This is a genomic window from Blattabacterium sp. (Cryptocercus punctulatus) str. Cpu (genome assembly GCF_000236405.1).
Lineage (GTDB): Bacteria > Bacteroidota > Bacteroidia > Flavobacteriales > Blattabacteriaceae > Blattabacterium > Blattabacterium punctulatus.
On sequence record NC_016621.1, the window covers coordinates 95877 to 119197 of the forward strand.

General features: G+C 24.0%; 24 protein-coding genes and 1 tRNA gene. 11 read left to right on the forward strand and 14 right to left on the reverse strand.

Annotation, left to right across the window (positions count from 1 at the left end):
- Window position 1: 1 nt before the first annotated feature.
- The 4 genes from pdhA to folP all read right to left on the reverse strand — a co-directional run bounded on the left by pdhA (window position 2) and on the right by folP (window position 4071).
- A complete protein-coding gene (pdhA, locus tag BLBCPU_RS00460) occupies window positions 2-1006 on the reverse strand; it encodes a pyruvate dehydrogenase (acetyl-transferring) E1 component subunit alpha (protein ID WP_014246046.1) in 1005 nt (334 codons plus the stop codon).
- Window positions 1007-1075: 69 nt separating this feature from the next.
- The gene (murF, locus tag BLBCPU_RS00465) at window positions 1076-2380 is read right to left on the reverse strand and encodes a UDP-N-acetylmuramoyl-tripeptide--D-alanyl-D-alanine ligase (RefSeq protein WP_014246047.1); all 1305 of its coding nucleotides are present in this window, start codon (window positions 2378-2380) and stop codon (window positions 1076-1078) included.
- Between the two features lie 29 nt (window positions 2381-2409).
- Entirely contained in the window at window positions 2410-3177 is a 768-nt protein-coding gene (locus BLBCPU_RS00470; protein WP_014246048.1) for a diadenylate cyclase, read from the reverse strand.
- 63 nt (window positions 3178-3240) lie between these two features.
- Window positions 3241-4071, reverse strand: coding sequence for a dihydropteroate synthase (folP, locus tag BLBCPU_RS00475; RefSeq protein WP_014246049.1), 831 nt, complete (start codon window positions 4069-4071; stop codon window positions 3241-3243).
- A gap of 39 nt (window positions 4072-4110) precedes the next feature.
- Here folP and BLBCPU_RS00480 point away from each other — a divergent pair, with 39 nt between their 5' ends.
- The 3 genes from BLBCPU_RS00480 (at window position 4111) to BLBCPU_RS00490 (ending at window position 5552) form a co-directional block, all read left to right on the forward strand.
- A complete protein-coding gene (locus BLBCPU_RS00480) occupies window positions 4111-4572 on the forward strand; it encodes a DUF1599 domain-containing protein (RefSeq protein WP_014246050.1) in 462 nt (153 codons plus the stop codon).
- Between the two features lie 112 nt (window positions 4573-4684).
- Window positions 4685-5440: a triose-phosphate isomerase gene (tpiA, locus tag BLBCPU_RS00485; RefSeq protein WP_014246051.1), complete on the forward strand. Its 756-nt coding sequence runs from the start codon at window positions 4685-4687 to the stop codon at window positions 5438-5440.
- Window positions 5441-5478: 38 nt separating this feature from the next.
- Window positions 5479-5552 (forward strand) — tRNA-Arg (locus tag BLBCPU_RS00490).
- Window positions 5553-5561: 9 nt separating this feature from the next.
- On the opposite strand, the gene BLBCPU_RS00495 is transcribed toward BLBCPU_RS00490, so the two are convergent.
- The 5 genes from BLBCPU_RS00495 to ubiE all read right to left on the reverse strand — a co-directional run bounded on the left by BLBCPU_RS00495 (window position 5562) and on the right by ubiE (window position 11321).
- Complete coding sequence (locus BLBCPU_RS00495; protein WP_014246052.1) at window positions 5562-6425, reverse strand: RNA polymerase sigma factor RpoD/SigA; 864 nt, start codon at window positions 6423-6425, stop codon at window positions 5562-5564.
- A gap of 18 nt (window positions 6426-6443) precedes the next feature.
- On the reverse strand, window positions 6444-8591 hold the full coding sequence (locus BLBCPU_RS00500) for a polyribonucleotide nucleotidyltransferase (RefSeq protein WP_014246053.1): 2148 nt from the start codon (window positions 8589-8591) through the stop codon (window positions 6444-6446).
- Between the two features lie 128 nt (window positions 8592-8719).
- A complete protein-coding gene (rpsO, locus tag BLBCPU_RS00505) occupies window positions 8720-8989 on the reverse strand; it encodes a 30S ribosomal protein S15 (RefSeq protein ID WP_014246054.1) in 270 nt (89 codons plus the stop codon).
- 60 nt (window positions 8990-9049) lie between these two features.
- Window positions 9050-10555 carry a GH3 auxin-responsive promoter family protein gene (locus tag BLBCPU_RS00510; RefSeq protein WP_014246055.1) on the reverse strand — a complete coding sequence of 502 codons (1506 nt, stop codon included), beginning with the start codon at window positions 10553-10555 and terminating at the stop codon, window positions 9050-9052.
- Between the two features lie 22 nt (window positions 10556-10577).
- Window positions 10578-11321: a bifunctional demethylmenaquinone methyltransferase/2-methoxy-6-polyprenyl-1,4-benzoquinol methylase UbiE gene (ubiE, locus tag BLBCPU_RS00515; protein ID WP_014246056.1), complete on the reverse strand. Its 744-nt coding sequence runs from the start codon at window positions 11319-11321 to the stop codon at window positions 10578-10580.
- A 114-nt stretch (window positions 11322-11435) separates the two neighbouring features.
- Here ubiE and BLBCPU_RS00520 point away from each other — a divergent pair, with 114 nt between their 5' ends.
- The 8 genes from BLBCPU_RS00520 to BLBCPU_RS00540 all read left to right on the forward strand — a co-directional run bounded on the left by BLBCPU_RS00520 (window position 11436) and on the right by BLBCPU_RS00540 (window position 17644).
- On the forward strand, window positions 11436-12575 hold the full coding sequence (locus BLBCPU_RS00520; protein ID WP_014246057.1) for a 3-oxoacyl-ACP synthase III family protein: 1140 nt from the start codon (window positions 11436-11438) through the stop codon (window positions 12573-12575).
- Entirely contained in the window at window positions 12544-12798 is a 255-nt protein-coding gene (locus BLBCPU_RS00525; RefSeq protein WP_014246058.1) for a type B 50S ribosomal protein L31, read from the forward strand. The genes BLBCPU_RS00520 and BLBCPU_RS00525 overlap by 32 nt, the downstream gene beginning before the upstream one ends.
- An 18-nt stretch (window positions 12799-12816) precedes the next feature.
- Window positions 12817-14019, forward strand: a complete 1203-nt coding sequence (locus BLBCPU_RS00530) for a putative sugar nucleotidyl transferase (protein ID WP_014246059.1) — start codon at window positions 12817-12819, stop codon at window positions 14017-14019.
- Between the two features lie 91 nt (window positions 14020-14110).
- Window positions 14111-14272 (forward strand): hypothetical protein, encoded by a 162-nt coding sequence (locus BLBCPU_RS03055; protein ID WP_254044405.1) that lies wholly within the window; start codon window positions 14111-14113, stop codon window positions 14270-14272.
- A 1080-nt stretch (window positions 14273-15352) separates the two neighbouring features.
- The gene (locus BLBCPU_RS03065; RefSeq protein ID WP_254044406.1) at window positions 15353-15469 is read left to right on the forward strand and encodes a hypothetical protein; all 117 of its coding nucleotides are present in this window, start codon (window positions 15353-15355) and stop codon (window positions 15467-15469) included.
- Between the two features lie 198 nt (window positions 15470-15667).
- Window positions 15668-15721: a hypothetical protein gene (locus tag BLBCPU_RS03070; RefSeq protein WP_235609661.1), complete on the forward strand. Its 54-nt coding sequence runs from the start codon at window positions 15668-15670 to the stop codon at window positions 15719-15721.
- 79 nt (window positions 15722-15800) lie between these two features.
- Window positions 15801-16226 carry a SufE family protein gene (locus BLBCPU_RS00535; RefSeq protein ID WP_014246060.1) on the forward strand — a complete coding sequence of 142 codons (426 nt, stop codon included), beginning with the start codon at window positions 15801-15803 and terminating at the stop codon, window positions 16224-16226.
- A gap of 59 nt (window positions 16227-16285) precedes the next feature.
- Window positions 16286-17644, forward strand: coding sequence for an aldehyde dehydrogenase family protein (locus BLBCPU_RS00540; RefSeq protein ID WP_014246061.1), 1359 nt, complete (start codon window positions 16286-16288; stop codon window positions 17642-17644).
- Window positions 17645-17646: 2 nt separating this feature from the next.
- Here BLBCPU_RS00540 and rpoN read toward each other — a convergent pair whose 3' ends face one another.
- From rpoN to BLBCPU_RS00565, 5 genes are read right to left on the reverse strand one after another with little or no spacing between them, the layout of a single operon-like run.
- Complete coding sequence (rpoN, locus tag BLBCPU_RS00545; protein ID WP_014246062.1) at window positions 17647-19137, reverse strand: RNA polymerase factor sigma-54; 1491 nt, start codon at window positions 19135-19137, stop codon at window positions 17647-17649.
- 3 nt (window positions 19138-19140) lie between these two features.
- A complete protein-coding gene (asnS, locus tag BLBCPU_RS00550) occupies window positions 19141-20559 on the reverse strand; it encodes an asparagine--tRNA ligase (RefSeq protein ID WP_014246063.1) in 1419 nt (472 codons plus the stop codon).
- Window positions 20560-20574: 15 nt separating this feature from the next.
- A complete protein-coding gene (locus BLBCPU_RS00555) occupies window positions 20575-21129 on the reverse strand; it encodes a ribosome-recycling factor (protein ID WP_014246064.1) in 555 nt (184 codons plus the stop codon).
- Window positions 21130-21138: 9 nt separating this feature from the next.
- Complete coding sequence (pyrH, locus tag BLBCPU_RS00560) at window positions 21139-21849, reverse strand: UMP kinase (RefSeq protein ID WP_014246065.1); 711 nt, start codon at window positions 21847-21849, stop codon at window positions 21139-21141.
- Window positions 21846-23279, reverse strand: coding sequence for a Glu/Leu/Phe/Val dehydrogenase (locus tag BLBCPU_RS00565; RefSeq protein ID WP_014246066.1), 1434 nt, complete (start codon window positions 23277-23279; stop codon window positions 21846-21848). Before BLBCPU_RS00565 ends, pyrH begins: the two co-directional genes overlap by 4 nt.
- Window positions 23280-23321 lie beyond the last annotated feature (42 nt).

Genomic DNA, 23321 nt, shown 5'->3' on the forward strand with positions numbered 1-23321 from the left:
ATCATGAATATGGAACTTCATCTAAAAAAGGATAATTAGATTCATAATAAACAGCATTATACATTTGTTGAATAGAAGGAATATCTGATTTTTCTGCAAAATCAGCACAGGATTCTACTTCTTTTTTTATTTTACTTTCAATAAAATTTAAATTTTCTACAGTTTCCCATTTATTTTTTATGATAATATTTTTTATTTTTAAAATAGGATCTTTTTTCTTATATAAAAGAATTTCTTCTTTGTTACGATATAATTCTGAATCCGACATAGAATGTCCTCTATACCTATAAGTTTTAATATCTAAAAAAGTAGCACCATTTCCACTTCTAGCAATTTTAATAGCTTTATAAGTTGCTTTTGCTATTTTTTTTGGGTCCATTCCATCTACAGGATAAGCAGGCATTCCATAGGATAGCCCAATTTTATAAATTTCTTTTATATTTGTACTTTTTTCTACGGAAGTTCCCATAGCATATTGATTATTTTCGCAAATAAATACAACTGGTAATTTCCATAACATAGCCATGTTAAAAGTTTCGTGTAAGGATCCTTGTCTAACAGCACCATCTCCCATAATTGTTAATGTAACTGCATCATTATTAAAATATTTATCAGCAAAAGCTATACCAGCTCCTAATGGAATTTGTCCACCTACAATACCATGTCCACCGTAAAAACGATGTTTTTTACTAAAAATATGCATAGAACCTCCAATTCCATGAGAAGTACCTGTACCTTTACCTAGAAGTTCAGCCATAACTTTTTTCGGATTTACTCCCATAGAAATAGGTAATATATGACATCTATAAGCCGTAATAATTTTATCTTTCGAAAGATCCATCGCATGGGTTATTCCAGCAGGAATAGCTTCTTGTCCATTATATAAATGTAGAAATCCTCTAATTTTTTGTTTTAAATATAAGGATCGACATTTATTCTCAAAAATTCTCCAAAAAAACATGTCTTTAAACCATTTTAGGTAAATTTCTGTGGTAATTTTTTTCATAAAAGAAAAAACTTTACGATGTTATTATTTACAAATTTTATCATATAAATCTACAAAAAATTTAGATAATTAGATAAAAGGAATCAAACTCTCTAATGTATTTTTTCTAGAACCTTTGATAAGTATATAATCTGTTTTAAAAGATATATTTTTTATCTGTTTTATGAATATATTTTTATTAAAAAATTTTATAATTTTATCGGATGTTTGAATATTAGTATTAAAAAATATTTTTCCTATCAAAAATATTGAATTTATATTGCTTTTTTCCAAGTAAAAAATAATTTTTTTATGTTCATACTCAGAATAATTTCCTAATTCTAACATATCACCTAATATAGCTATTTTATTTCCTATAATTTTATTATTAAAAAAAAGTAAAGAGCTTTTTATCATGCTACTAGGGTTAGCATTATAGCAATCTATAATGATTTTTATATTATTTTTTTTTAAAATTTGAGAACGATTATTATGAGGAATAAATTCTTCTATAGTTTTTTTAATTTTTTTTAAAGAAATTTTAAAATAAATTCCAATAGTTATAGAAGCAGCTATATTATATAAGTTATAATCTCCTACTAATGGAGAAACTATTTTTATATTTTTAATACATAAAATAGATCTTAATCCAATTTTATTCCATAAATATTGAATGATGATATTTGGATTTGAATTTACTTTTTCTGAAAAAATATATCTATTCATTTCTATACTGTTAATTAATTGTATAGGATCATCTCCATTGATAAAAACTTTTTTTATTTTTTTTAAAAAATTATATAATTCCAATTTTCCACGAATAATTCCTTTTATATTTTTGAATCCTTCTAAATGAGCTTTTCCAAAATTAGTTATATATCCATAATCTGGATTAATTATAGAACACATTTTTTTGATTTCTTTTTCATGATTTGCTCCAATTTCTATCACTGATATTTGTGTATTTTTAGGCATAGATAATATAGTTAATGGAATTCCTATATGATTATTAAAATTACCTTTAGTATGATGAACATTTTCATATTTTTTAGAGAGAATAGATGTTATTAATTCTTTAGTAGTTGTTTTTCCATTACTTCCTGTAATAGCAATAATAGGTATATTTATTAGTTTAAATCTATGATAAATAGCTAATTTATGTAAAAAATATAAGGAATTTTTTACATAAAAAATATTCTTATGAAGAAGAGAATATTTTTTATTATCTACTATAGCAATCATTGCTCCATTTAAAATTGCTTCATAAGCAAATTGATTCCCATCAAATTTTTTTCCTTTTAAAGAAAAAAAAATAGAGTTTTTTTTTACTTTTTTACTATTTATTTCTATTCCAGAGGAAATAGAATAAAAATTATATAAATTTTGTATGGTCATCCATATTTTAGTAAATAGATAAAAAATTTTTAAAGAAGATCTTTTTCAAGTTTCATTTTTAAATTATTAATATTAGTAATAACTGTTCTTTTTTGATCTTTAATATAAGATATATAACCTGTTTCTTCGGAAATAACAAGACAAATGGAATCCGTTTTTTCAGATAATCCAATAGCTGCTCTATGACGAAGACCTAAACGAGATGGAATTTCTTTATTATAAGAAACAGGAAGAATTGCTCTTGTTCTTACTATTTTATTTCCTATAATAATTACTGCACCATCATGTAATGGACTATTTTTATAAAAAATACTTTCTAAAATAGGACTATTTACTTTAGAATCCATTTCATCCCCATTTTGTATAAATTCTTTTATATCTTGATATAATTGAATTACAATTAAAACACCCGTTTTATCTCCTGATAAAATTGCACAAGATCTTACAACACTATCTATAGTTTCTGTTTTTACGGAAAATCTTGATTTTTCGAATTTTCCAAAGATAGAAAGAATAAATTTTTTTAAAAAAATTCTACTTCCAACTATAAGAAGAAATTTTCTTATTTCTGGTTGAAATAAAATAATTAAAGCTAAAAATCCTCCTTTAAAAAAAATGCTTATAACGATGCTAAGGAGTTTCATTTTATACGCTTCTACTATTTTCCAGAATACAAAAGTTGCAATAATTCCGTAAAAAATATTTAAAGCCGCTGTATTATAAACAAGTCTATATACTTGAAATAAAATAATAGCTACTAGAAAAATATCTAAAATATCAATGAAAGAAATTTTCAAAAAATATAAAAATGAAAAAAAAAAGGGAATTTATAATTAATATAAAATTTTATTTAATAAAATTTAGAAAATTTTTCTATAATATTGTACTAATTTTATACATTCTATAGCTTCTTTTACATCATGAACACGTAATAATTTTATTTTTTTTAAAAGAGCTAATGTATGAATGATAGAAGTTGCATTCATAGATTCTTTAGAAGAAATATTAAGAATATTATGAATCATAGATTTTCTAGAAATCCCTATTAAAATTAAATGATCCTCAAATCCCAGTAAAGATAAATTTTTTAATAATTGGAAATTATGTTTTTCAGTTTTTCCAAAACCAAATCCTGGATCTAAAATGATATCATTAATTCCATATTTTTTTAATAAAAAAATTTTTTTAGCAAAAAAATTATTTATTTCTATAATAATGTTATAATAATATGGATTTTTTTGCATATTTTCTGGAGTTCCCTTCATGTGATTTAATATATATGGTATCTTAAGTTTCGATAATAAAGAAAACATTTTTGGATCTAACATACCTCCAGATATGTCATTGATCATTATAGCTCCTTCTTCTACAGCAATTCTTGCTATTTCACTTCGAAAAGTATCTATAGATATTCGAACATTTGGAAATTTTTTTATTATTGAACGAATAGGTTTTATAACACGTTTTATTTCTTCTTCTACTGTTAGATATTTAGATCCTGGACGAGTAGAACATCCCCCAATATCTATGAAATCTGATCCTTCATTTAATAGATTTTCCACATGTTTTAATACACTTAATTCAGAATTAAACTTACCTCCATCATAAAAAGAATCAGGAGTTAAATTAACTATTCCCATCACTTTTGGTTCTTTAAAAGAAAATAAAGTTCCTGCACAATTAATTGTCATTAAAAAACTATTTTTAATTCATTTTTAAAATTAAATGAGATGAATCATATTTCCATTGATTTTATCATCAAAAAATGTAAAAAAATATTTAAAACAAAATTAAAAGATTATGATTTATCGTGGAAAATAATAAAAATATATTCTATGATAGATCAAATTTTTATTAAAGTATTTCGTATACAAAATATTCAAAAAAGAGGATATCAAAAAGTCAAAGAAGAAAAAATTATAGATACATATATAGATGTGATAAATTATATTGTTATTACGATAATAAAATTAAATATTTCTAATCATCTTGAAAAAAATATTTCTCATTCTAAGATTATTTGTCTTTATATTCAACAATTTAATAAAATTAAAAATTGGAAAAAAAATATAGAATTATATAATAAAAAAATAGGGGATCCTTCAATAGATAAAATTTTAGAATATATTTTCTATTTGAAAAAAAAAAAAGAAAAAATATTATCTAATAATTTAGAAAAAATTTTTTTTTAAAATTTTAAAAATAACAATTCTTTTATTGATGAAGGATATAAGAAAAAATAAATGAAATTTTATTTATATTTTATCAAAAATTTATCTTAGGATTATTAGAATAAATTTAAAAATGAAAAAAAAAGTTATAATTGCAAATTGGAAAATGAATCACGATTTCTATGAAACGACTTCTTATCTTAGAAACTTATTAAAAATCATTTTTGAAAATAAAATTAATCAAAAAAAAATAATTATTGCTCCATCTTTTCCTTTTTTACATATTTCAAATCAAATTTTACAGGGAACTACTTTAAGTATTGCAGCACAAAATATCCATCAAATGGACAATGGATCTTATACTGGAGAAGTATCGGCACCTATGTTGAGATCTATAGGAATTAAAAAGGTAATATTAGGACATAGTGAACGTAGAAAATATTTTACCGAAACGAATGAAATTCTCATCAAAAAAATTAAAATTGCATTAAAATATGGATTTAATATTATTTTTTGTGTAGGAGAAACGGAAGTAGATAGAGAAAAAAAAGAGCATTTTCTTACCGTAAAAAATCAATTAGAAAAAACAATTTTTTATTTTTCTTTAGAAAAAATAAATTCCTTTATTATAGCATATGAACCTATATGGGCTATTGGTACTGGAAAAACAGCTACTCCTGAAATAGCTCAACATATGCATAAATATATACGTACCTTATTTTTGAATAAATATGGAAAACGTAGTGCCAATAATTTATCTATTTTGTATGGGGGAAGTATAAATGATATAAATGCAAAAGATCTTTTTTTACAAAAAGATATCGATGGGGGCTTAGTTGGTAATTATTCCCTTAATATAAAAAAATTTTTAAAAATTATTCAATCCTAATTTTTATTTATTATCTTTATAATTTGAAGAAATATTATGGCCTCGTAGCTTAATTGGATAGAGCATCTGACTACGGATCAGAAGGTTATGGGTTCGAGTCCCCTCGAGGTCTCATTTTATTTTATCCTAAATAAGGTTTTAGTATTTTACTTCTAGAAGAATGTTTTAATCTTTTTAAGGCTATACTTTCTATTTGTCTTACACGTTCTCTTGTTAAATCACAAGAGTGTCCTACTTCTTCTAATGTCATTGGTGGGGATCCATTTAATCCAAAATGTAAAATGATCACTCGACGTTCTCTTTCACTTAAAGTTTCCAAAATTCTTTTTATATCTTTACGAAGAGATTCCTTTTCTAAATGTTCATCTGGACGAGGAGATTCATCAGATTTTACTAAATCGTATAGATTAGAATCCTCCCCATCTATTAATGGAGCATCCATCGAAATATGTCTTCCAGAATTTTTTAAAGATTCCTCTACCTCTTTTTCATTCATCTCTAAATTTTCTGCTATTTCTCTTGCAGAAGGTGTTCTTTGAAGTTCTTGCTCTAATTGAGCAAGAGTTTTAAGTATTTTGTTTAATAATGCCAATTTATTTGTAGGTTGTCGAATAGAACGTGATTGTTCAGCTATAGCTTGTAATATAGCTTGTCTTATCCACCATACAACGTAAGAAATACATTTAAATCCTCTTGTTTCATCAAATCTCAATATCCCCTTTATCAATCCTAGATTCCCTTCATTAATTAAATCACATAAACTTAGTCCTTGATTTTGATATTGTTTTGCAACAGAAACTACAAAACGTAAATTTGCATTTACTAGTTTATCTATAGCAGATGAATCTCCTTCTCTTGCTCTACGTGCGAATTCAACTTCTTCTTCTGGAGTTAATAATGGAATTTTTCCTATTTCATGAAGATATTTATCTAAAGATTCAGATTCCCGATTTGTGACTTGTTTGGTGATTTTAAGTTGTCTCATATTTTTTTATTATTTTACTCATTTTTTAGGACGAGGTAAAAGTATTTTTCTAGAAAGTTTCATTTTTTTATTTTTATCATCAATTCCCAGAAATTTTACATCGATGATATCTCCAATTTGGAGTTCATCTTCTATATTATTTAGCCTTTTCCATCCTATTTCAGAAATATGCAACAATCCTTCCACACCTTTAGATATTTCAACAAAAGCTCCAAAATCTTTTATAGATTTTACTTTCGCTTTATAAATTTTTCCTATTTCAGGTACAAAAGTAATTTCTTTAATTCTATGAATTGCTTCCTCTATTTTTTGATAATTTTTTCCTATAATTTCAATATTACCCATATTCCCTTTTTCTTCAATTAAAATACTTGTTTCTGTACAAGATTGTATTTCTTGAATAACTTTTCCACCAGGACCGATTACAGAACCTATAAAATTTTTTGGAATATTGAAAGTATGTATTTTAGGAGCATTAGGTTTTAATTTTTTTCTATATATAGGAAAAGTTTTTAGCATTTGTTTTAGAATAAATCTACGACCTTCTAAAGCTTGTATTAAAATTTTATTTAAAAGATCATAAGTTAATCCTTGGATTTTTTTTACATCCATTTGACATGCTGTAATTCCATATTTTGTACCTGTTATTTTAAAATCAAGGTCTCCAAAACTATCTTCTTCTCCCATAATATCAGATAAAATAACTTTTTTTTCTTTATCTATAAATAATCCCATAGAAATACCGGAAACAGGTTTTTCAAGAGAAATTCCGGCATCCATTAATGCTAAACTTGCTGCGCAAACTGTAGCCATAGAAGAAGATCCATTAGATTCTAAAATATCCGATACTACACGAATCGTATAAGGATTCTCAGGTATAACATTTTTTAAGGCACGTTGTGCTAAATTTCCATGTCCTACTTCACGTCTAGATACACTTCTAATTGGACGTATCTCTCCTGTTGAAAAAGGAGGAAAATTATAATGTAGATAAAATTTTTCATTATTTTCCATAATTACATTATCAATTTTATTAGCATCTAAAGAGGACCCTAATGTTACGGTAGTTAATGATTGAGTGTCTCCTCTTGAGAATAAAGCTGATCCATGAACTCCAGGAAGATAATCCACAATACTCCATATTTTTCGGATTTTCTTATTGGTTCTTCCATCTAACCTAATCTCTTCTTTTAAAATCATGTTTCTGGTAATTTCTTTTTTTATTTCTTCATAACATTGATCAATAAAAATTTCATTTTTTTCTTGATCATCTATAGGTAATTTTTTTTTAAAATTATTTAAAATTTTATTTTCTTGAATAGATCTGGTTTTTTTATCCAAAAATTGTTTATATAGTTTATAAATTTTTTCATATGAAAAAGAAAAAAGTTTTTTTTTCATAGTTTTTTTTTCCAATAAATATGGATCTTCTATATGATTATGTACATAACGTGAAAAATAAGGATTATTGGATTTTAGTTTTAGTAATTTTTCTACTAATCTATTTTGAGCTTTTATTTGAATTTTTATTTCTTGATGAGCTATAGTAATCGCATGAATAAATTCATCTTCTGTAATTTCTTTCATTTCTCCTTCTATCATAATAATAGAATCGGTAGAAGCTCCTACTATTAAATCTATATCAGATTTTTTCAATTGGTCTAAACTTGGATTTATAAAAAATTTTCCATTTATACGTATGATACGAACTTCTGATATAGGTCCATTAAATGGAATTCCAGAAATAGATAATGCTGTAGAAGCCGCAAGTCCAGCTAATCCATCTGGTAAAACTTTATTATCATATGATAATAAAGAGATCATGATTTGTATTTCTTTTCGAAAAGATTCAGGAAAAGTAGGTCTTAAAACACGATCTACTAATCTCATTGTCAAGATTTCTTCATTAGAAGGTCTTCCTTCCCTTTTTATAAATCCACCAGGAATTTTACCACCTGCAGAATATTTTTCTCTATAATCTACTGTTAATGGTAAAAAATTGGATTCATTTTTTATTTTTTTGGAAATTACTACAGTAGCTAATAGTATTGTATTACCTATACGTATAATAGCTGAACCATCTGCCAGTTTAGCTAATTTTCCTGTTTCTATAATAATAGTGCGTCCATCTCCTAGAGATATAATTTCCTTTACTGTATCTAGCATGTTTAATTTTTTACTTTTGTATTAAAAAAAATAACAAAAATTATGTTTTTTTATTATTATGTGTGTAGTAGTATGAATGATATGAAAAGAAATTATCTATATGTAATAATGAATGATCAAAAATTATATTATTTTCTTAATCCTAGGATTTTTATAATTTTTTTATAACTATTTACATCCTTTTTTTCTATATATTTTAATAATTTTTTTCTTTTTCCTACTAATCTTATCAGTGATCTTTCTGTATTAAAATCTTTTCTATTATTTTTTAGATATTTACTTAAATGATTAATTCGATAAGTAAATAAAGCTATTTGAGATTGAGAAGATCCTGTATCCAAAACGGAAATTCCATATGTTTTAAATATTTCCTTTTTTTTATTTTCAGTTAAATACATAATAATACAATATCTTTATTTGATAAAGTTAAAAATATTTTATAAATATGTATTTATACTTTATTTTAATTTAAGTAGAGAATCTAGATATTTTCTATCATTAGATAAACGAGGAACTTTATTTTGACCTCCTAGTTTTTTATGTATTTTTAACCAATCGTAGAATAATCCAGTTCTAGCTATATATATAACAGGTGGACGTAAAACCATATTTTTATATCGTTTAATTTCATAATCAGAATTCAATAATTTTAATTCATTATCTAAAATATCTCTAAAATAGGATAAATTTTTTGGAGTTTTTTTAAATTCTATAATCCATTCATGAGCTCCAGAATTTTTTTTTTTCATGTAAATTGGTCCTGCAGTATATTCATGAATAATAGAATTTGTTTTTAAACAAGTTTTTTTTAAAGCTATTTCTGCATTTTCTATAATTAATTCTTCTCCAAAAGAATTGATATAATGATTTGTTCTTCCAGAAATAGATATACGATATGGAGATATACTAGTAAATTTAATAGTATCTCCAACTATGTATCTCCATAGTCCAGCATTAGTAGAAATCACTAAAGCATAATTTTTATTTAATTCTACTTTATCAATAGGAAAAATTTTTGGATAAGGTTTATGAAATTCTTCCATAGGAATAAATTCATAAAAAATTCCATGATCTAATAAAAGTAAAAGACCATCAACATTTTTTTGATCTTGTACGGCAAAAAATCCTTCGGATGAACTGTATACATCATAATAATTAATAGGTGTATTAAATAAATCATTATATTGTTTAATATAAGGATTAAAATTTACCCCTCCATGGAATATAACTTCTAAATTAGGCCATATTTCATTTATTTTTTGTTTATTAAATTTGCTTAATAATTGATTTAAAAAAATTAATAGCCAAGAACAAACTCCTAATAAAATACGAACATCTTTGGATGCAGTTACTTTTACTAAAGTTTCTAATTTTTTTTCCCATTCACTCATTAAGGCTATTTTTTTTCTAGGAATACTAATATATTCTGCCCAAAATGGAAGATTTTTTATTAAAATGGAAGATAAATCTCCATAAAAAGTATTGTATTTTTTACATAATTCATGACTACCTCCTAAACGTAGAGCTTTTCCAAAGAATACTTTTGTTTCTGGGTGATTATGAATATATATAGATAGCATATCTTTTCCGGCTTTATAATGACAATCATGCATAGAAAAGTTAGTAACAGGTATGTACTTACTTTTTGTATTGGTAGTACCAGAAGATCTAGCAAACCATTTTACTTTTCCAGGCCATAATATATCCTTTTCCCCTTTACGAATTCTTTTAATTATAGGAATTAAATCTATATAATTGCATATAGGAATTCTTTCAGAAAATTGTTGATATTCTTTAATATCCTGAAATCCATATTTTTTTCCAAATTCTGTTTTTTTTGCATAAAATATCATTTTATGGATTAAATTATGTTGTATTTTTATTGGTGATCGTATGATCGATTCTATTTTTTTTATTCTTTTTTTTATAAAAGAAGATGTTAAATATCCAGATAAATATTTCATTATAATGAAATTTTTTAATTAATCAAAAATAAATTTTTGAATTATTTTTTTGGGATAAATAAATAGAAACAATTCCAAAAGTTAATTCTTTTGTAGAATAATTTTTAAATCCGTGGTATTTTAATAGTTTTTTCATTTTTTTTCCATAATAAGAAAAATATTTAATAGATTCTTGTAAATAGTTATAAGCAAAATAATTTTTTGAAAAAAAAGTTCCTATTCTAGTCAAAATAGAATGAGAATAAAGATGATAAAATATTTTTATATAAGGATTTGAAGGGTTAGAAAATTCTAGAATTTCTAAAATTCCTAAAGGTTTTAGTATTCTATATATTTCTTGTAAAGAAAGGTGAATATATTTAAAATTTCTTATTCCAAACGCAATAGTTACTAAATCAAAAGTATTTTTTTCAAAAGGTATATTTTGTGAATATCCTTGAATTAGAGTTATTCTTTTTTCTAAAAAATTTTTTTTTATTTTATTCTTTGCTATTTTTAACATTTTTTCAGAAGGATCTAAACCAATAATAGAAGCATTTCTAAATTTTTTTGCTAATAATATAGCTAAATCTCCAGTTCCAGTAGCCAAATCTAATATTTTTTTGTATTTTTTTTTTTTAATAGTGATTAGTAAATTTATTACTTTTTTTCTCCATAATATATCTATTCCAAAAGATAATATATGATTTAGAAAATCATATTTTGAAGAGATATTATCAAACATTTTTGTTAATTTATCTTCTGATGAAATAGAATTTTTGTTCATAAATGATATGAATTAATATTTACTTATTTTAAGTTATTAATAAAAATGATTTTTTATTTAAAAATTTTATTTTTTTTTGCTTTTTATTTTTAATTATTATTTTTATTAAAAAAAATGATTCGATCAATAATTACAGGAACTGGACATTACTTACCAAATAAAATTATAAGTAATAATCATTTTTTAAAACATATATTTTACGATAAAAAAGGATTAAAAAGTGAAAAACCTAATGAAGAAATTATCAAAAAATTTCAAAAAATTACAGAAATAGAAGAAAGAAGATATATAAATAATTCATTATTGAATTCTGATATTGCTTCTATAGCTGCAAAAAGAGCTTTAATAAATTCTCAAATTAATAAAGAAAAAATAGATTATATTATTTCTGCCCATAATTATGGAGATATTAATCCGATTTCTTTACAATCTGATTTAATGCCATCTATAGCTTCTAGAGTAAAAAATAAACTCCAAATAAAAAATAAAAAATGTCGTCCATATGATATGATTTTTGGTTGTCCAGGATGGATAGAAGGAATGATATTAGCAGATCAACTTTTAAGATCTAAAAACGCTACAAATATTTTGATTACTAGTTCTGAAACTTTATCTAAAGTAATAGATCCACATGATAAAAATTCTATGATTTTTTCAGATGGAGCGGGAGCTGTAGTTTTATCCGCTATCGAAATAGTAGAAGATAATCAAGGAATTATTCATTATGATACTCAATGCAATAATAATGAGGAACTACATTATTTGACTAATAGTTACTCTTTAAATCCTAATTATAAAAAATCTTTAGTGAATATTAAAATGAATGGAAGACGGATTTATGAATATGCATTAAAAGAAGTTCCAAATATGCTAAAAAATATACTAGATCATTCGAATTTTCATATTAAAGATCTTAAAAAAATTCTTATTCATCAAGCTAATGCAAAAATGGATTATGCTATTTTAAAAAGATTGTTGAACTTGTATGAGTATTCATCTTCAAATAAAGATTTTTGTAAAAATTTAATGCCAATGACTATTCAAAAATTTGGAAATTCTTCTGTTGCCACTGTTCCAACTATATTGGATTTAATTCTTAAAAAAAGAATGCCTCCTCATGAAATTAATCCTGGAGATACCATATTAATGGCTTCATTAGGAGCAGGTATGAATATTAATGGAATGATTTATCGTTTTCCTAAAAAAAAAATTAAAAAATATTATGAAAAAAAAAATACATCCAGAAAATTATAGACCTGTTGTATTTAAAGATATTAACAACGAAATACTATTTATTTGTAGATCTACCGTCAATACAAAAGAATCCATTAAAATAGATGAATCTATTTATCCACTATATAAAATGGAAATATCTAGTTATTCTCATCCATTTTTTACTGGAGAAAAAAAATTTTTAGGTAAAACAGGACCAGCAGAAAAATTTAAAAAAAAATACGAAAAATATAAAAAATTTTAATATAAATTATCTTACTATATGGATTATTTCATATTATACGATGGTAATACTGAATGGCAAAATTTACTTCCTATCACATTTACTAGACCAGTATCAGAAATTCGATTAGGAATATTTACAATAAGAGAAAGATGGGAAAAATATATTGGAGGAAAAGCATTTGTTCTTACAAAACCATTTCTTTCAAAAAAATATTCTTTTGGAATAGAAAAAAAAAAGGGAATGCACAAAAATATATTACTAATCAATTCTTCATTTATTCCAAATGAAAAATTGATTCAAATAATTTTTGAATTAAAAGAAAATGAGGCTATCTTTTTTCAAGAAAAAATGGTAGCTGTACGAAAATCTCTTTTTTTTTATAGAAAAGATACTCCATTTTTAAAAAAATATAAAAAAATATATCATATTAACCAGGTAATTTATATTCAATATCCATGGGATATATTTATAAACAATGAAATTATCTTAAAACAAGATTTTCATTTTTTAACAAAAGGAAAAAATTCGTTTTCTCTATTTGGAAAAAATAACCTTCTTTGTAAAGAAAAAATTTTTTTAGAAGAAGATATGACAGCCGAGAATATTGTATTAAATGCAAAATTTGGTCCCATTTATCTTGAAAAAGAAGTTCAAATAATGGAAGGATCTATGATTAGAGGACCTGTAGCAATTTGTAAAAAATCCATCTTAAATATGGGATCTAAAATATATGGTGGGACAACGATTGGTCCTAATTGTAAAGTAGGAGGAGAAATTAAAAATTCTGTTATTTTTTCTTATTCTAATAAAGCTCATGATGGTTTTTTGGGAAATACGGTTTTGGGCGAATGGTGTAATTTAGGAGCTGGTACCAATATTTCTAATTTAAGAAATGATTATTCTAAAGTTAAAGTTTGGAGTTATGAAAAAAAAAAATTTTTTCCTATTGATGTTCGATTTTTTGGAATGATCATGGGCGATTATTCCAAATCTTCAATTAATACTCAATTTAATACAGCTACAATAGTAGGTGTAAATACAAATATCTTTGGATATGGATTTCCTCCTAGATATATTCCTTCTTTTTCTTTAGGTGGAATACAAAATAGAAAAGTAATTCCTTTTGTAAAGGTTTGTGAAACTGCTGAGATAATGATGAATAGAAGAAATATTTCTTTTTCTTTTTTAGATAAAGAAATATTAGAATATTTATATCATTCAATGGGTAATAAAATATAACTTATTTATTTCTTATAACAAATAGAATTATAATTGGTTTTTAATATAAATAAAAATAATTTTATGCTGAAACATAATTTAGGTTATCCTATTGAAGGATTTATTGAACATTGGTTATAAAATACGAAAAAAAAATTTAAAAATACAAGAATATGCTGGTTTAGATTTGATTCCATGTAATGATTTTAGTTTTTATGATCATGTTCTAGATATATTTTTTTATTGGAATCTATTCCAAAATATTATTCTTTAATTCCTATGAAACATGATATAGATCTTTATTTTTTCCATGGTTAGAGGAGTTTAAAAAGATGTATGGGATATAAAAAAAGAAAATTTATTTCATAAAATGGATTTAATTGAAAATATTATTCCAGTTTATATAAAAATAATTAAAAAATTAAAGGATTAAGAAGCTACTTATATTCAAATAGATGTATCAATTTTAGTTTTAGATTTATTTTAAAAAAAAATAGAAATATTTAAATATGATTATCAAGAAATATATAAAATTTGTTCGGAAATAAATATTTTACTTCCATCCTATTTTGATGGAATTTTAGAAAATATTTTTTTTCTTAAAAATCTTTCTATCCAAACTTTACATATTTATTTAATAGAATATCCAGAAAATTATAAATAATCTTAGATTTTTTAATAGATAAAAAAACAATTTTATCTTTAGTATTCATCGATGGAAAAAATATTTTGAAAAATAATTATGTTAATTCCATAAAAAAAATTGAAAAATCAATAAAATTATTAGGAGAAAAAAGAGTGATGATTGCACCTAATTGTTCACTTTTACATATTCCTATATAGATATATATAGGATATGAACATTCTATTCCTATGTATGGATATCAAAAAAAAATAGTCTTTTACTAAACAAAAAATTTATGAATTAATCAATTTAAAAAATATTATAAAAGGAAATAATTCTATTTTAATAAAAAATTTGTATTTTTTTGAAAAAATAAAAACTTCTTTTATTTTTAATGATAAAAAAGTTAAAGAAAGAGTACTAAAAATAAAAAATCCTTTTAAGATTCGTAAAAAAAAATAGCATCAAAAATTTAATTTATCTTTATTTCCAATAATAACTATTGGATCATTTCCTCAAAAAAAATAAATTTGAAATTTAAAAAGTAAATTCCGAAAAAGAAAGTTAAGTAAAAAAGAAAATATGAAAAAATAAATTTAGATGTTTTGGGACATGGATCATTTGAGAAAAATGATCAACCTATTTTTACTATTTTCTATCAGATTTTTTGGATTATTAGGGGGTAGATGAAGTAAAATCTTTAGAAAAAATCTGTTGAAAAAAAAAGATTTGGACTTTTATTTTAAATGGTCTATTAAAGACTTTCGTCTTTCTTCAAGTGGAGTGGAAGATGAAATACAAATTCATACACATATGTGTTACAGGTATTTTTTAATAATATATTGAAACATATAAAAGATCTATATTCCGATGTGATTACTTTAGAAATAATTAAATTATTAAAGGCCTTTTCAAAATTTTCTTATCCAAATGAAATTTAGAAGTGGTATATGATATTTTTTCTACAAAAATTTCTACTGTAAAAAAAATATTCGATTTAATTCAAAAAGTTTCTAATAGAATATCAATTATAAAAATAATTGGATTAATCCAGATTGTGGATTAAAAAATAGAAAATGGTATGAAGTAATAAAATAACTTAAAAATATGATAGTATCGGAAAAAATAGCTATAAAAAAATTGATCAATTATATTTTAATTTTGTAAAATATTTGAAATGACATTACAGAATAAAGAAGAAAAAATTAAAAAGGAATTTTTTCTTCTCAAAAATTGGGAAGAAAAATATGAATACATTATAGATTTAGGAAAAAATTTACCAAAAAAGTCCAATATTTTTAGATCTGAAGATAAATTAATTCATGGATGTCAATCTAATGTTTGGTTAGAAGCTAAATTAAAAGGAGTACGTATTTTTTTTGATGCAGATAGTGATGCTCTTTTACCTAGAGGGATGGCAGCTATTATGATTCGGATATATTCAGGTCATTTTCCATTTGAAATTATTTCATATAAGGCCAATTTTATTTCTGAAATTGGGTTTCGATCATTTTTATCCCCGATTCGTGCTAATGGTATGCTTTTATTTTTAAAAAAAATTAAGTTTTATGCAATAGCTTTTAATGGAAAAAATTTCTGTTAACTTAAATGGTAATAATATATAGAAATTTTACCATTCTTTTATTTTTTATAAAAAAAATTATGAAATTCCAAACTATTAATCCTGTTGATAATAATATATTAAATACTTATTCTTTTATAGAGGATGAAAAAATTAATGATAAACTTAATTTAGCTAATAAAGCATATGAAGAATGGAAATCTTTTTCTTTTTCTTCTAGGATTGAATACATTAATAAATTAATATCTTCCATGAAAGAGGTTTTAGATATTTTATCATATTTAATAACCCAAGAAATGGGAAAACCTATAACGCAATCCCGTAAAGAAGTAAATAAAAGTATCAATTTATGCAAATATTATATTGATTTAGAAGAATCTATTTTTTTTAAAAATATCTATACTGAATATGAAAAATCTTATATTAGATTTGAACCTATAGGTCCTATATTAGGAATTATGCCTTGGAACTATCCTATTTGGCAAACTATAAGATATGCAATTCCTAATATTTTACTAGGAAATGTAATTGTTTTGAAACCTGCTATTAATACGGTAGGTTGTTCTATTCTTTTAGAAAAAATATTTATTGAATCTGGATTTCCAAAAGGAATTTTTCAAGTTTTTTTAATAGATATACCTAAAATAGAATTAGTAATAGAAAATCCTATTATACAAGGAGTCACTTTTACAGGAAGTTATTTAACTGGGAGTCATATAGGAAATATAGCTGGTAAGCATATTAAAAAATCTATTCTAGAATTAGGAGGAAATGATGCTTTTATTGTAATGAAAGATGTAAAAAATATCCAAGAAACGGCAAAATTTGCTACAGAGTCGAGATTAAATAATACAGGACAATCGTGTATTTCTGCTAAACGTTTTATTATAGATCATTCTATTGTAGATGATTTTATAGATCTTATTATTCAAGAAATGAAAAAATATCATCAAGGAGATTTATATGAGGAATCTACTAATATAGGTTATATTGCTCGTTCAGACTTATCGGAAAAATTGTATAAACAATATAAGAATATTATTTCATCTAATAGATGTAAAATATGCTTAGAAACTAAAAAAAATGGAAATTTTTTTTCTCCTTCTTTATTAAAAATAGAAGATAATAATCTATTTTTTTCAGAGGAAATATTTGGTCCAATAGGATTAGTTTATACTTTTTATAATGAAAAAGAAATTCCTTCTATTGTTAATGCTACTTGTTATGGATTAGGAGCATCTATATGGACTAAAAATTTAAAAAAAGCAGAAATATTATCCCAAAAAATAAATACTGGAATGGTATTTGTTAATGAAATTGTAAAATCAGATCCTCGTTTCCCTTTTGGAGGAGTAAAAAAATCTGGATATGGAAGAGAACTTTCTGCTCTATCTATAAAAGAATTTTCTAATTGGAAAACTATTATTATAAAAAAATAAGATCATAAAATTTTTCGCATTCTTGATACAGATATTTTCATTTGATTTCTATATTTAGCTACAGTTCTTCGAGCCACTATATATCCTTTTTTTTTTAAAATTTTTGATAATTTTTCATCAGTAAGTGGGTTTTTTTTATTTTCTTTTTCAATAGATTCTACTAATAATTTTTTAATTTCAATGGAAGAAATTTCTTTTCCTTCTTTATTAATCATTTTTTCAGAAAAAAAACTTTTTATCAAGAATGTTCCATATGGAGTATTCACATATTTACTATTAGCAACACGAGAAACAGTGGATATACCTACTCCAATTTTTTGGGATATATTTTTTAAAATCATAGGTTTTATTTTATATGGATCTCCAGTAAAAAAATATTCTTTTTGATAATCCATAATAGCGTTCATTGTTAACATTAATGTATTTTGACGTTGTTTTATCGATTCAACAAACCATTTAGCAGAATCTATTTTTTGTTTTATAAAAAAAATAGTATTATTATCGTTTTTTTTCATATTTTTTTTTGAATACTTATAAGATTTCAACATATCTAAATATATAGAAGATATTTTTAATTCTGGAGTATTTCTATGATTTAGAGATAGTTCTAAATCACCTTCTACAATACAAATTGTAAAATCGGGAATTAAATGATTTAAATTTCTAGTATTTTCAGAATATATTTTACCTGGTTTTGGATTCAATTTTTCTATTTGATAAATAGCTTTTCGTAAATTTTTTTTTGTTATTCCTAATTTATTTTGCAGCTTTTGATAATGTTTTTTTGTAAAAAATTCAAAATTATTTTGTATAATATTTTTGGCAAGAAAAACTTCTGTAGTTTTTTTTTTATTTTCTAATTGTATAAGAATACATTCTTGTAAATTCCTAGCTCCTATTCCTATAGGATCTAGTTTTTGTATATAATTTGAAAGTAATTTTTCAATTTTTTCTTCAGTAACAGATATTCCAAGTATCAAAAATATGTCATCTACTATAGAAGAAATTGGTCTTCTTATATATCCATCTTCATCTATATTTCCTATTATAAAATCTGATATCAATAAATCTTCATTATTTAAAAAACGAAAAGTATGTAATTGATTTTTTAAATATTCTTGAAAAGAAATTCCAGAAATTATTGGGATATATTTTTTTTCACTATGATTTTGATTAGGGATATTATTTTTGAAATCCAAAATTTCATCATCACTTAAATATTCATCAATATTTATTTCATCACTATCTATAGATGGATTTTGATCTTCTGAAAGATCCATCATATTTTCTGATATATCTAAATTTTCCTCTTCTTCACTAATACTGATAGAATTTAATAGATCATCTTCCATTTCCAATGCTGGATTTTCTTCCAATTCCTGTTTAACTCTTTGTTCAAAATCCAAAGTAGATAATTGCACCAATTTCATTAGTTTTATTTGCTGGGGAGAAAGTTTTTGTTTTCCTTTCTGTAATAATTTTTGTTTTAACATGTTTTAGAATTCTGCATTATTTGGTGTTCTTGGAAAAGGAATTACATCACGAATATTTTTCATTCCTGTAATAAATTGAACTAAACGATCAAATCCTAATCCAAATCCACTATGAGGAACAGAACCAAAACGACGAGTATCTAAATACCACCAAAGTTTTTTATCATCTATTTTTGTATCTTTCATTCGCTTCAATAAAAGATCATAACGTTCTTCTCTTTGAGATCCTCCAATAATCTCTCCTATTTTTGGGAACAAAATATCCATTGCCCTCACTGTTTTTCCATCATTATTTATACGCATGTAAAAAGCTTTAATACAGGAAGGATAATCAAAAACAATGACAGGATGTTGAAAATGGTCATTCACTAAATATTGTTCATGTTCAGATTGTAAATCCATCCCCCAAATTACTGGATTAAAAAATTTTTTATTTTTTTTTTCAAGAATTTTTATAGCTTCAGTATAACTAATCCTTTTAAATGGAAATTTTAATATAAGTTCTAGTCTATCTAAAATGGAAAAATTATCCTCTTTATTCCATTTTTTTATATTTTCTTTTAAAAAAAATAAATCTTCTACACAATTTTCAATAATATATTGTATGATAAATTTTAAAAAATTTTCTGCTAAATTCATATTTTCTTCTAAATGATAAAAGGCAATTTCGGGTTCTATCATCCAAAATTCGGATAAATGTCGTGAAGTATTGGAATTTTCTGCACGAAAAGCAGGTCCAAAAGTATATACTTTTCCTAAAGATAAAGAAGCAGTTTCAGCTTCTAATTGTCCAGATACACTAAGATAGGTTTTACATTGAAAAAAATCTTTTTTATAATCTATTATATCTCCTTTTTTTATACATGGAATATTTTTTAAATCCATAGTCGTAACCTGAAACATATTTCCAGCTCCTTCAGCATTTAAAGTAGTAATAATTGGAGTATTAATATAAAAAAATCCATGTTCATGAAAATATTTATGTATAGAAAAAGCTATATGATGACGTATACGTATAATACTACTAAAAATACTTGTACGGAAACGTAAATGTGCTTGTTTACGTAGTTTTTCTAAACTATGTTTTTTAGGTTGTAAAATAGATTTTTGAAAATTTTTTTGGTCTACTTTTCCATATATACTTATATATAAAGATTGAATTTCTATAGATTGTTTTTTCCCTATACTTTTTTTTAATATTCCTATAACTTTAATAGATGTTCCAATTGTTATTTTTTTTATCAATTTTTTATCTATATTTTTAGATAAAACAATTTGAATATTTTTAATGGTAGATCCATCGTTTAATGCAATAAAAATAGAATTACGAAAAAAACGTATCCATCCCTCAACTAAAACTTTTTTTTCTAAAAAAAAATTACCATTATTCAACAATTCTTTAATCGAATATTTTTTTATCATAAAATATACAGATTTTTATATTTTTAAAATTTCTTTTTCTTTATAAAGAAAAAGATTATCCATATTTTGAATATATTCAATCGTTATTTTTTGTATACTGTTTTCTCCTGATTTAGATAAATCTTGGGCCAATTTTAATTTTTTTATGGATTGATTATTTTTTTTTCGTATTATTCTTACGTATATTTTTGCCTGTTCTATTTGTTTTTTTATTTTTTTTATCAAATTTTTTCTTCCTTCTTCTGTAATAATAGGAATATTAATTTGAATATAGTCTCCTTTATTAGTAGGCATAATTCCTAAATTAGTATCTATAATGGCTTTATCTATATGTGAAATAAGAGACCGATCCCAAGGTTGAATTGTTAGAGTCATATTATCTACAATATTAATATTAGCTACTTCTATTAAAGGTAAAAAAGTCCCATAACACTTTATTTTTATTTTTTCTAAAAAGGTAAGAATGGATTTACTTCCTAAATGAATAGGATAAATTTCCTCTTGTAATTTTTTTAAAATTATTTTCATGTCTTTTTTACAAGAAGAAAAAATTTTATTTAATTCATCCATAATTTTTTATTATTTTTTAGAAACTAAGGTACCTATTTCTTCTCCGGAAATTACTTTTTTAAAATTACCTTTTCTATTGATATCAAAAATAATAATGGGTAAATTATTTTCATTTCCTAAAATAAAAGCGGTTTGATCCATCACTTTTATTCCCATTTGATAAGCCATATCAAAGGATATTTTTTTTAATTTTTTAGCATATTTATCTTTTTCCGGATCTTTAGTATAGACTCCATCAACTCTAGTTCCTTTTAATAAAACATCAGCCTTTATTTCTATAGCACGTAATACAGCTGCTGTATCTGTAGTAAAATAAGGATTTCCTAATCCTGCTACAAATATAACTACTCTGCCTTTTTCTAAATGATGAATAGCTTTATCCTTGACAAAAGGTTCCGCAATTTGATCCATTCTAATAGCTGTTTGTATAGAGGTACATATTCCTATATTTTCTAAGTAAGATTGTAGTGCAATTCCATTTATAACAGTAGCTAGCATTCCCATATAATCTCCACCTATACGATCTATTGTACTATTTAACCTAGAATAACCTCTAAATATATTTCCTCCACCAATAACTATAGCCACTTGGCCCCCCATATCTACAACTTTTTTTACCTCTTCGGCATGTTGTTGAAGACGAGTAGAATGAAGTCCAAAATTCTTATTTCCCATAAGAGATTCTCCACTTAATTTTAATAATGATCTTTTGTACTTCATGGAAAAATTCCTAACTTTTCATAAGAATCTATGATTTTATTTATGGAAAGGACAAAAGCAGATGTCCGCATAGTTTCTATTTTTAATGTTTTTTTTAAATCATGAATTTTATGAAATCCACTAATCATTGTATCTTCTAACCCACTACGTACTAAATCTATTTCTCTTGGTCCTCTTAAAATATTTTTTTTTTCTTCTTTTGGAATTTTTTTATGAGAAATCGTTTCAATAACCTGTAAAAGGTCAAAATTCATATTTTCATTAAATCTTTTTTCCATACGACCATAACGTACATGACTTAAGTTTTTTAACCATTCAAAATAAGAAACTGTCACTCCTCCAGCATTTAAATAAATATCTGGAACTATAATTACCCCCATTTTTTCTAATATTTCATCCGCTTCAGGAGTTACCGGACCATTTGCAGCTTCTCCAATAATTTTTGCTTTAATACGATTAGCATTATTCTTATGTATAACATTTTCTAATGCAGCAGGTATTAGGATATCACATTCTAATTCTAATGCTTTTTCTGTATTTTTAATATTTTTTGATTCTGGAAAATTTAATATGGATCCAGTATTTTTTAAATGTAGTATCACTTTAGATACATTCAATCCTTTTTTATTGTAAATTGCCCCCTCTCTTTCTGCTAAAGCCACAATAATAGCACCTGATTCATGAAAAAAATTAGCGGCATGATAACCTACATTTCCTAAACCTTGTATTATAACTTTTTTTCCATCTAATCCTAAATCCAGACCAATAGAAAACATATATTCTTTCATACAACATAATTCTCTAATTCCGTAAAAAACTCCTAATCCAGTTGCTTCTTTTCGCCCTCTAACACCTCCTTGAGAAATAGGTTTTCCAGTTACACAGGCTAAGGCATCTACTTCTCCAGGAAGTATAGATAAAAAAGTATCAAAAATCCAGCTCATTTCTCTTTCTCCAGTTCCATAATCAGGAGCTGGAACATCAATTCCTGGACCTATAAAATTTTTTTTAATTAATTCAGAAGTATAACGACGTGTAATCTTTTCTATATTTTCTACAGAAATATTTTGTGGATCTATTTTAATTCCACCTTTAGATCCACCAAAAGGGACATCTACAATAGCACATTTATATGTCATAAGTGCAGCTAAAGTCATAATTTCATCTTGATTTACTTTTATACTATATCTGATACCTCCTTTACAGGGTAATTTATGATGAGAGTGTTGGACTCTATAGGCTTCAATAACTTTGATTTTTTTTCCTATTTTTACAGGAAAGTGCATACGATATACAGCATTACAATATTTAATTTGTTCTAAAAGTCCTTTTTCAATAGAAATAAATCGTGCTGCTTTATCAAAATTTTTTTCTATACAACTAAAAAAACTATTATATGTACCAGCTTTACTTTTATTTTTTTTTGACATAAAAAAATTTTTACACATTTTTAAATATAAAATGAAAAAATT

Excerpts from the sequence above, each read along its gene's own strand:
- BLBCPU_RS00525 (WP_014246058.1), top strand. The coding sequence starts at position 12,544 with ATGAAAAAAAAAATACATCCAGAAAATTATAGACCTGTTGTATTTAAA.
- BLBCPU_RS00480 (WP_014246050.1), top strand. The coding sequence starts at position 4,111 with ATGAATCATATTTCCATTGATTTTATCATCAAAAAATGTAAAAAAATA.
- rpoN (WP_014246062.1), bottom strand. The coding sequence starts at position 19,137 with ATGTTAAAACAAAAATTATTACAGAAAGGAAAACAAAAACTTTCTCCC.
- BLBCPU_RS00520 (WP_014246057.1), top strand. The coding sequence starts at position 11,436 with ATGATTCGATCAATAATTACAGGAACTGGACATTACTTACCAAATAAA.
- BLBCPU_RS00495 (WP_014246052.1), bottom strand. The coding sequence starts at position 6,425 with ATGAGACAACTTAAAATCACCAAACAAGTCACAAATCGGGAATCTGAA.
- tpiA (WP_014246051.1), top strand. The coding sequence starts at position 4,685 with ATGAAAAAAAAAGTTATAATTGCAAATTGGAAAATGAATCACGATTTC.
- BLBCPU_RS00530 (WP_014246059.1), top strand. The coding sequence starts at position 12,817 with ATGGATTATTTCATATTATACGATGGTAATACTGAATGGCAAAATTTA.
- BLBCPU_RS00535 (WP_014246060.1), top strand. The coding sequence starts at position 15,801 with ATGACATTACAGAATAAAGAAGAAAAAATTAAAAAGGAATTTTTTCTT.
- rpsO (WP_014246054.1), bottom strand. The coding sequence starts at position 8,989 with ATGTATTTAACTGAAAATAAAAAAAAGGAAATATTTAAAACATATGGA.
- pdhA (WP_014246046.1), bottom strand. The coding sequence starts at position 1,006 with ATGAAAAAAATTACCACAGAAATTTACCTAAAATGGTTTAAAGACATG.
- murF (WP_014246047.1), bottom strand. The coding sequence starts at position 2,380 with ATGACCATACAAAATTTATATAATTTTTATTCTATTTCCTCTGGAATA.
- ubiE (WP_014246056.1), bottom strand. The coding sequence starts at position 11,321 with ATGAACAAAAATTCTATTTCATCAGAAGATAAATTAACAAAAATGTTT.
- BLBCPU_RS00555 (WP_014246064.1), bottom strand. The coding sequence starts at position 21,129 with ATGGATGAATTAAATAAAATTTTTTCTTCTTGTAAAAAAGACATGAAA.
- pyrH (WP_014246065.1), bottom strand. The coding sequence starts at position 21,849 with ATGAAGTACAAAAGATCATTATTAAAATTAAGTGGAGAATCTCTTATG.
- asnS (WP_014246063.1), bottom strand. The coding sequence starts at position 20,559 with ATGATAAAAAAATATTCGATTAAAGAATTGTTGAATAATGGTAATTTT.
- folP (WP_014246049.1), bottom strand. The coding sequence starts at position 4,071 with ATGACAATTAATTGTGCAGGAACTTTATTTTCTTTTAAAGAACCAAAA.
- BLBCPU_RS00565 (WP_014246066.1), bottom strand. The coding sequence starts at position 23,279 with ATGTCAAAAAAAAATAAAAGTAAAGCTGGTACATATAATAGTTTTTTT.
- BLBCPU_RS00500 (WP_014246053.1), bottom strand. The coding sequence starts at position 8,591 with ATGCTAGATACAGTAAAGGAAATTATATCTCTAGGAGATGGACGCACT.
- BLBCPU_RS00540 (WP_014246061.1), top strand. The coding sequence starts at position 16,286 with ATGAAATTCCAAACTATTAATCCTGTTGATAATAATATATTAAATACT.
- BLBCPU_RS00510 (WP_014246055.1), bottom strand. The coding sequence starts at position 10,555 with ATGAAATATTTATCTGGATATTTAACATCTTCTTTTATAAAAAAAAGA.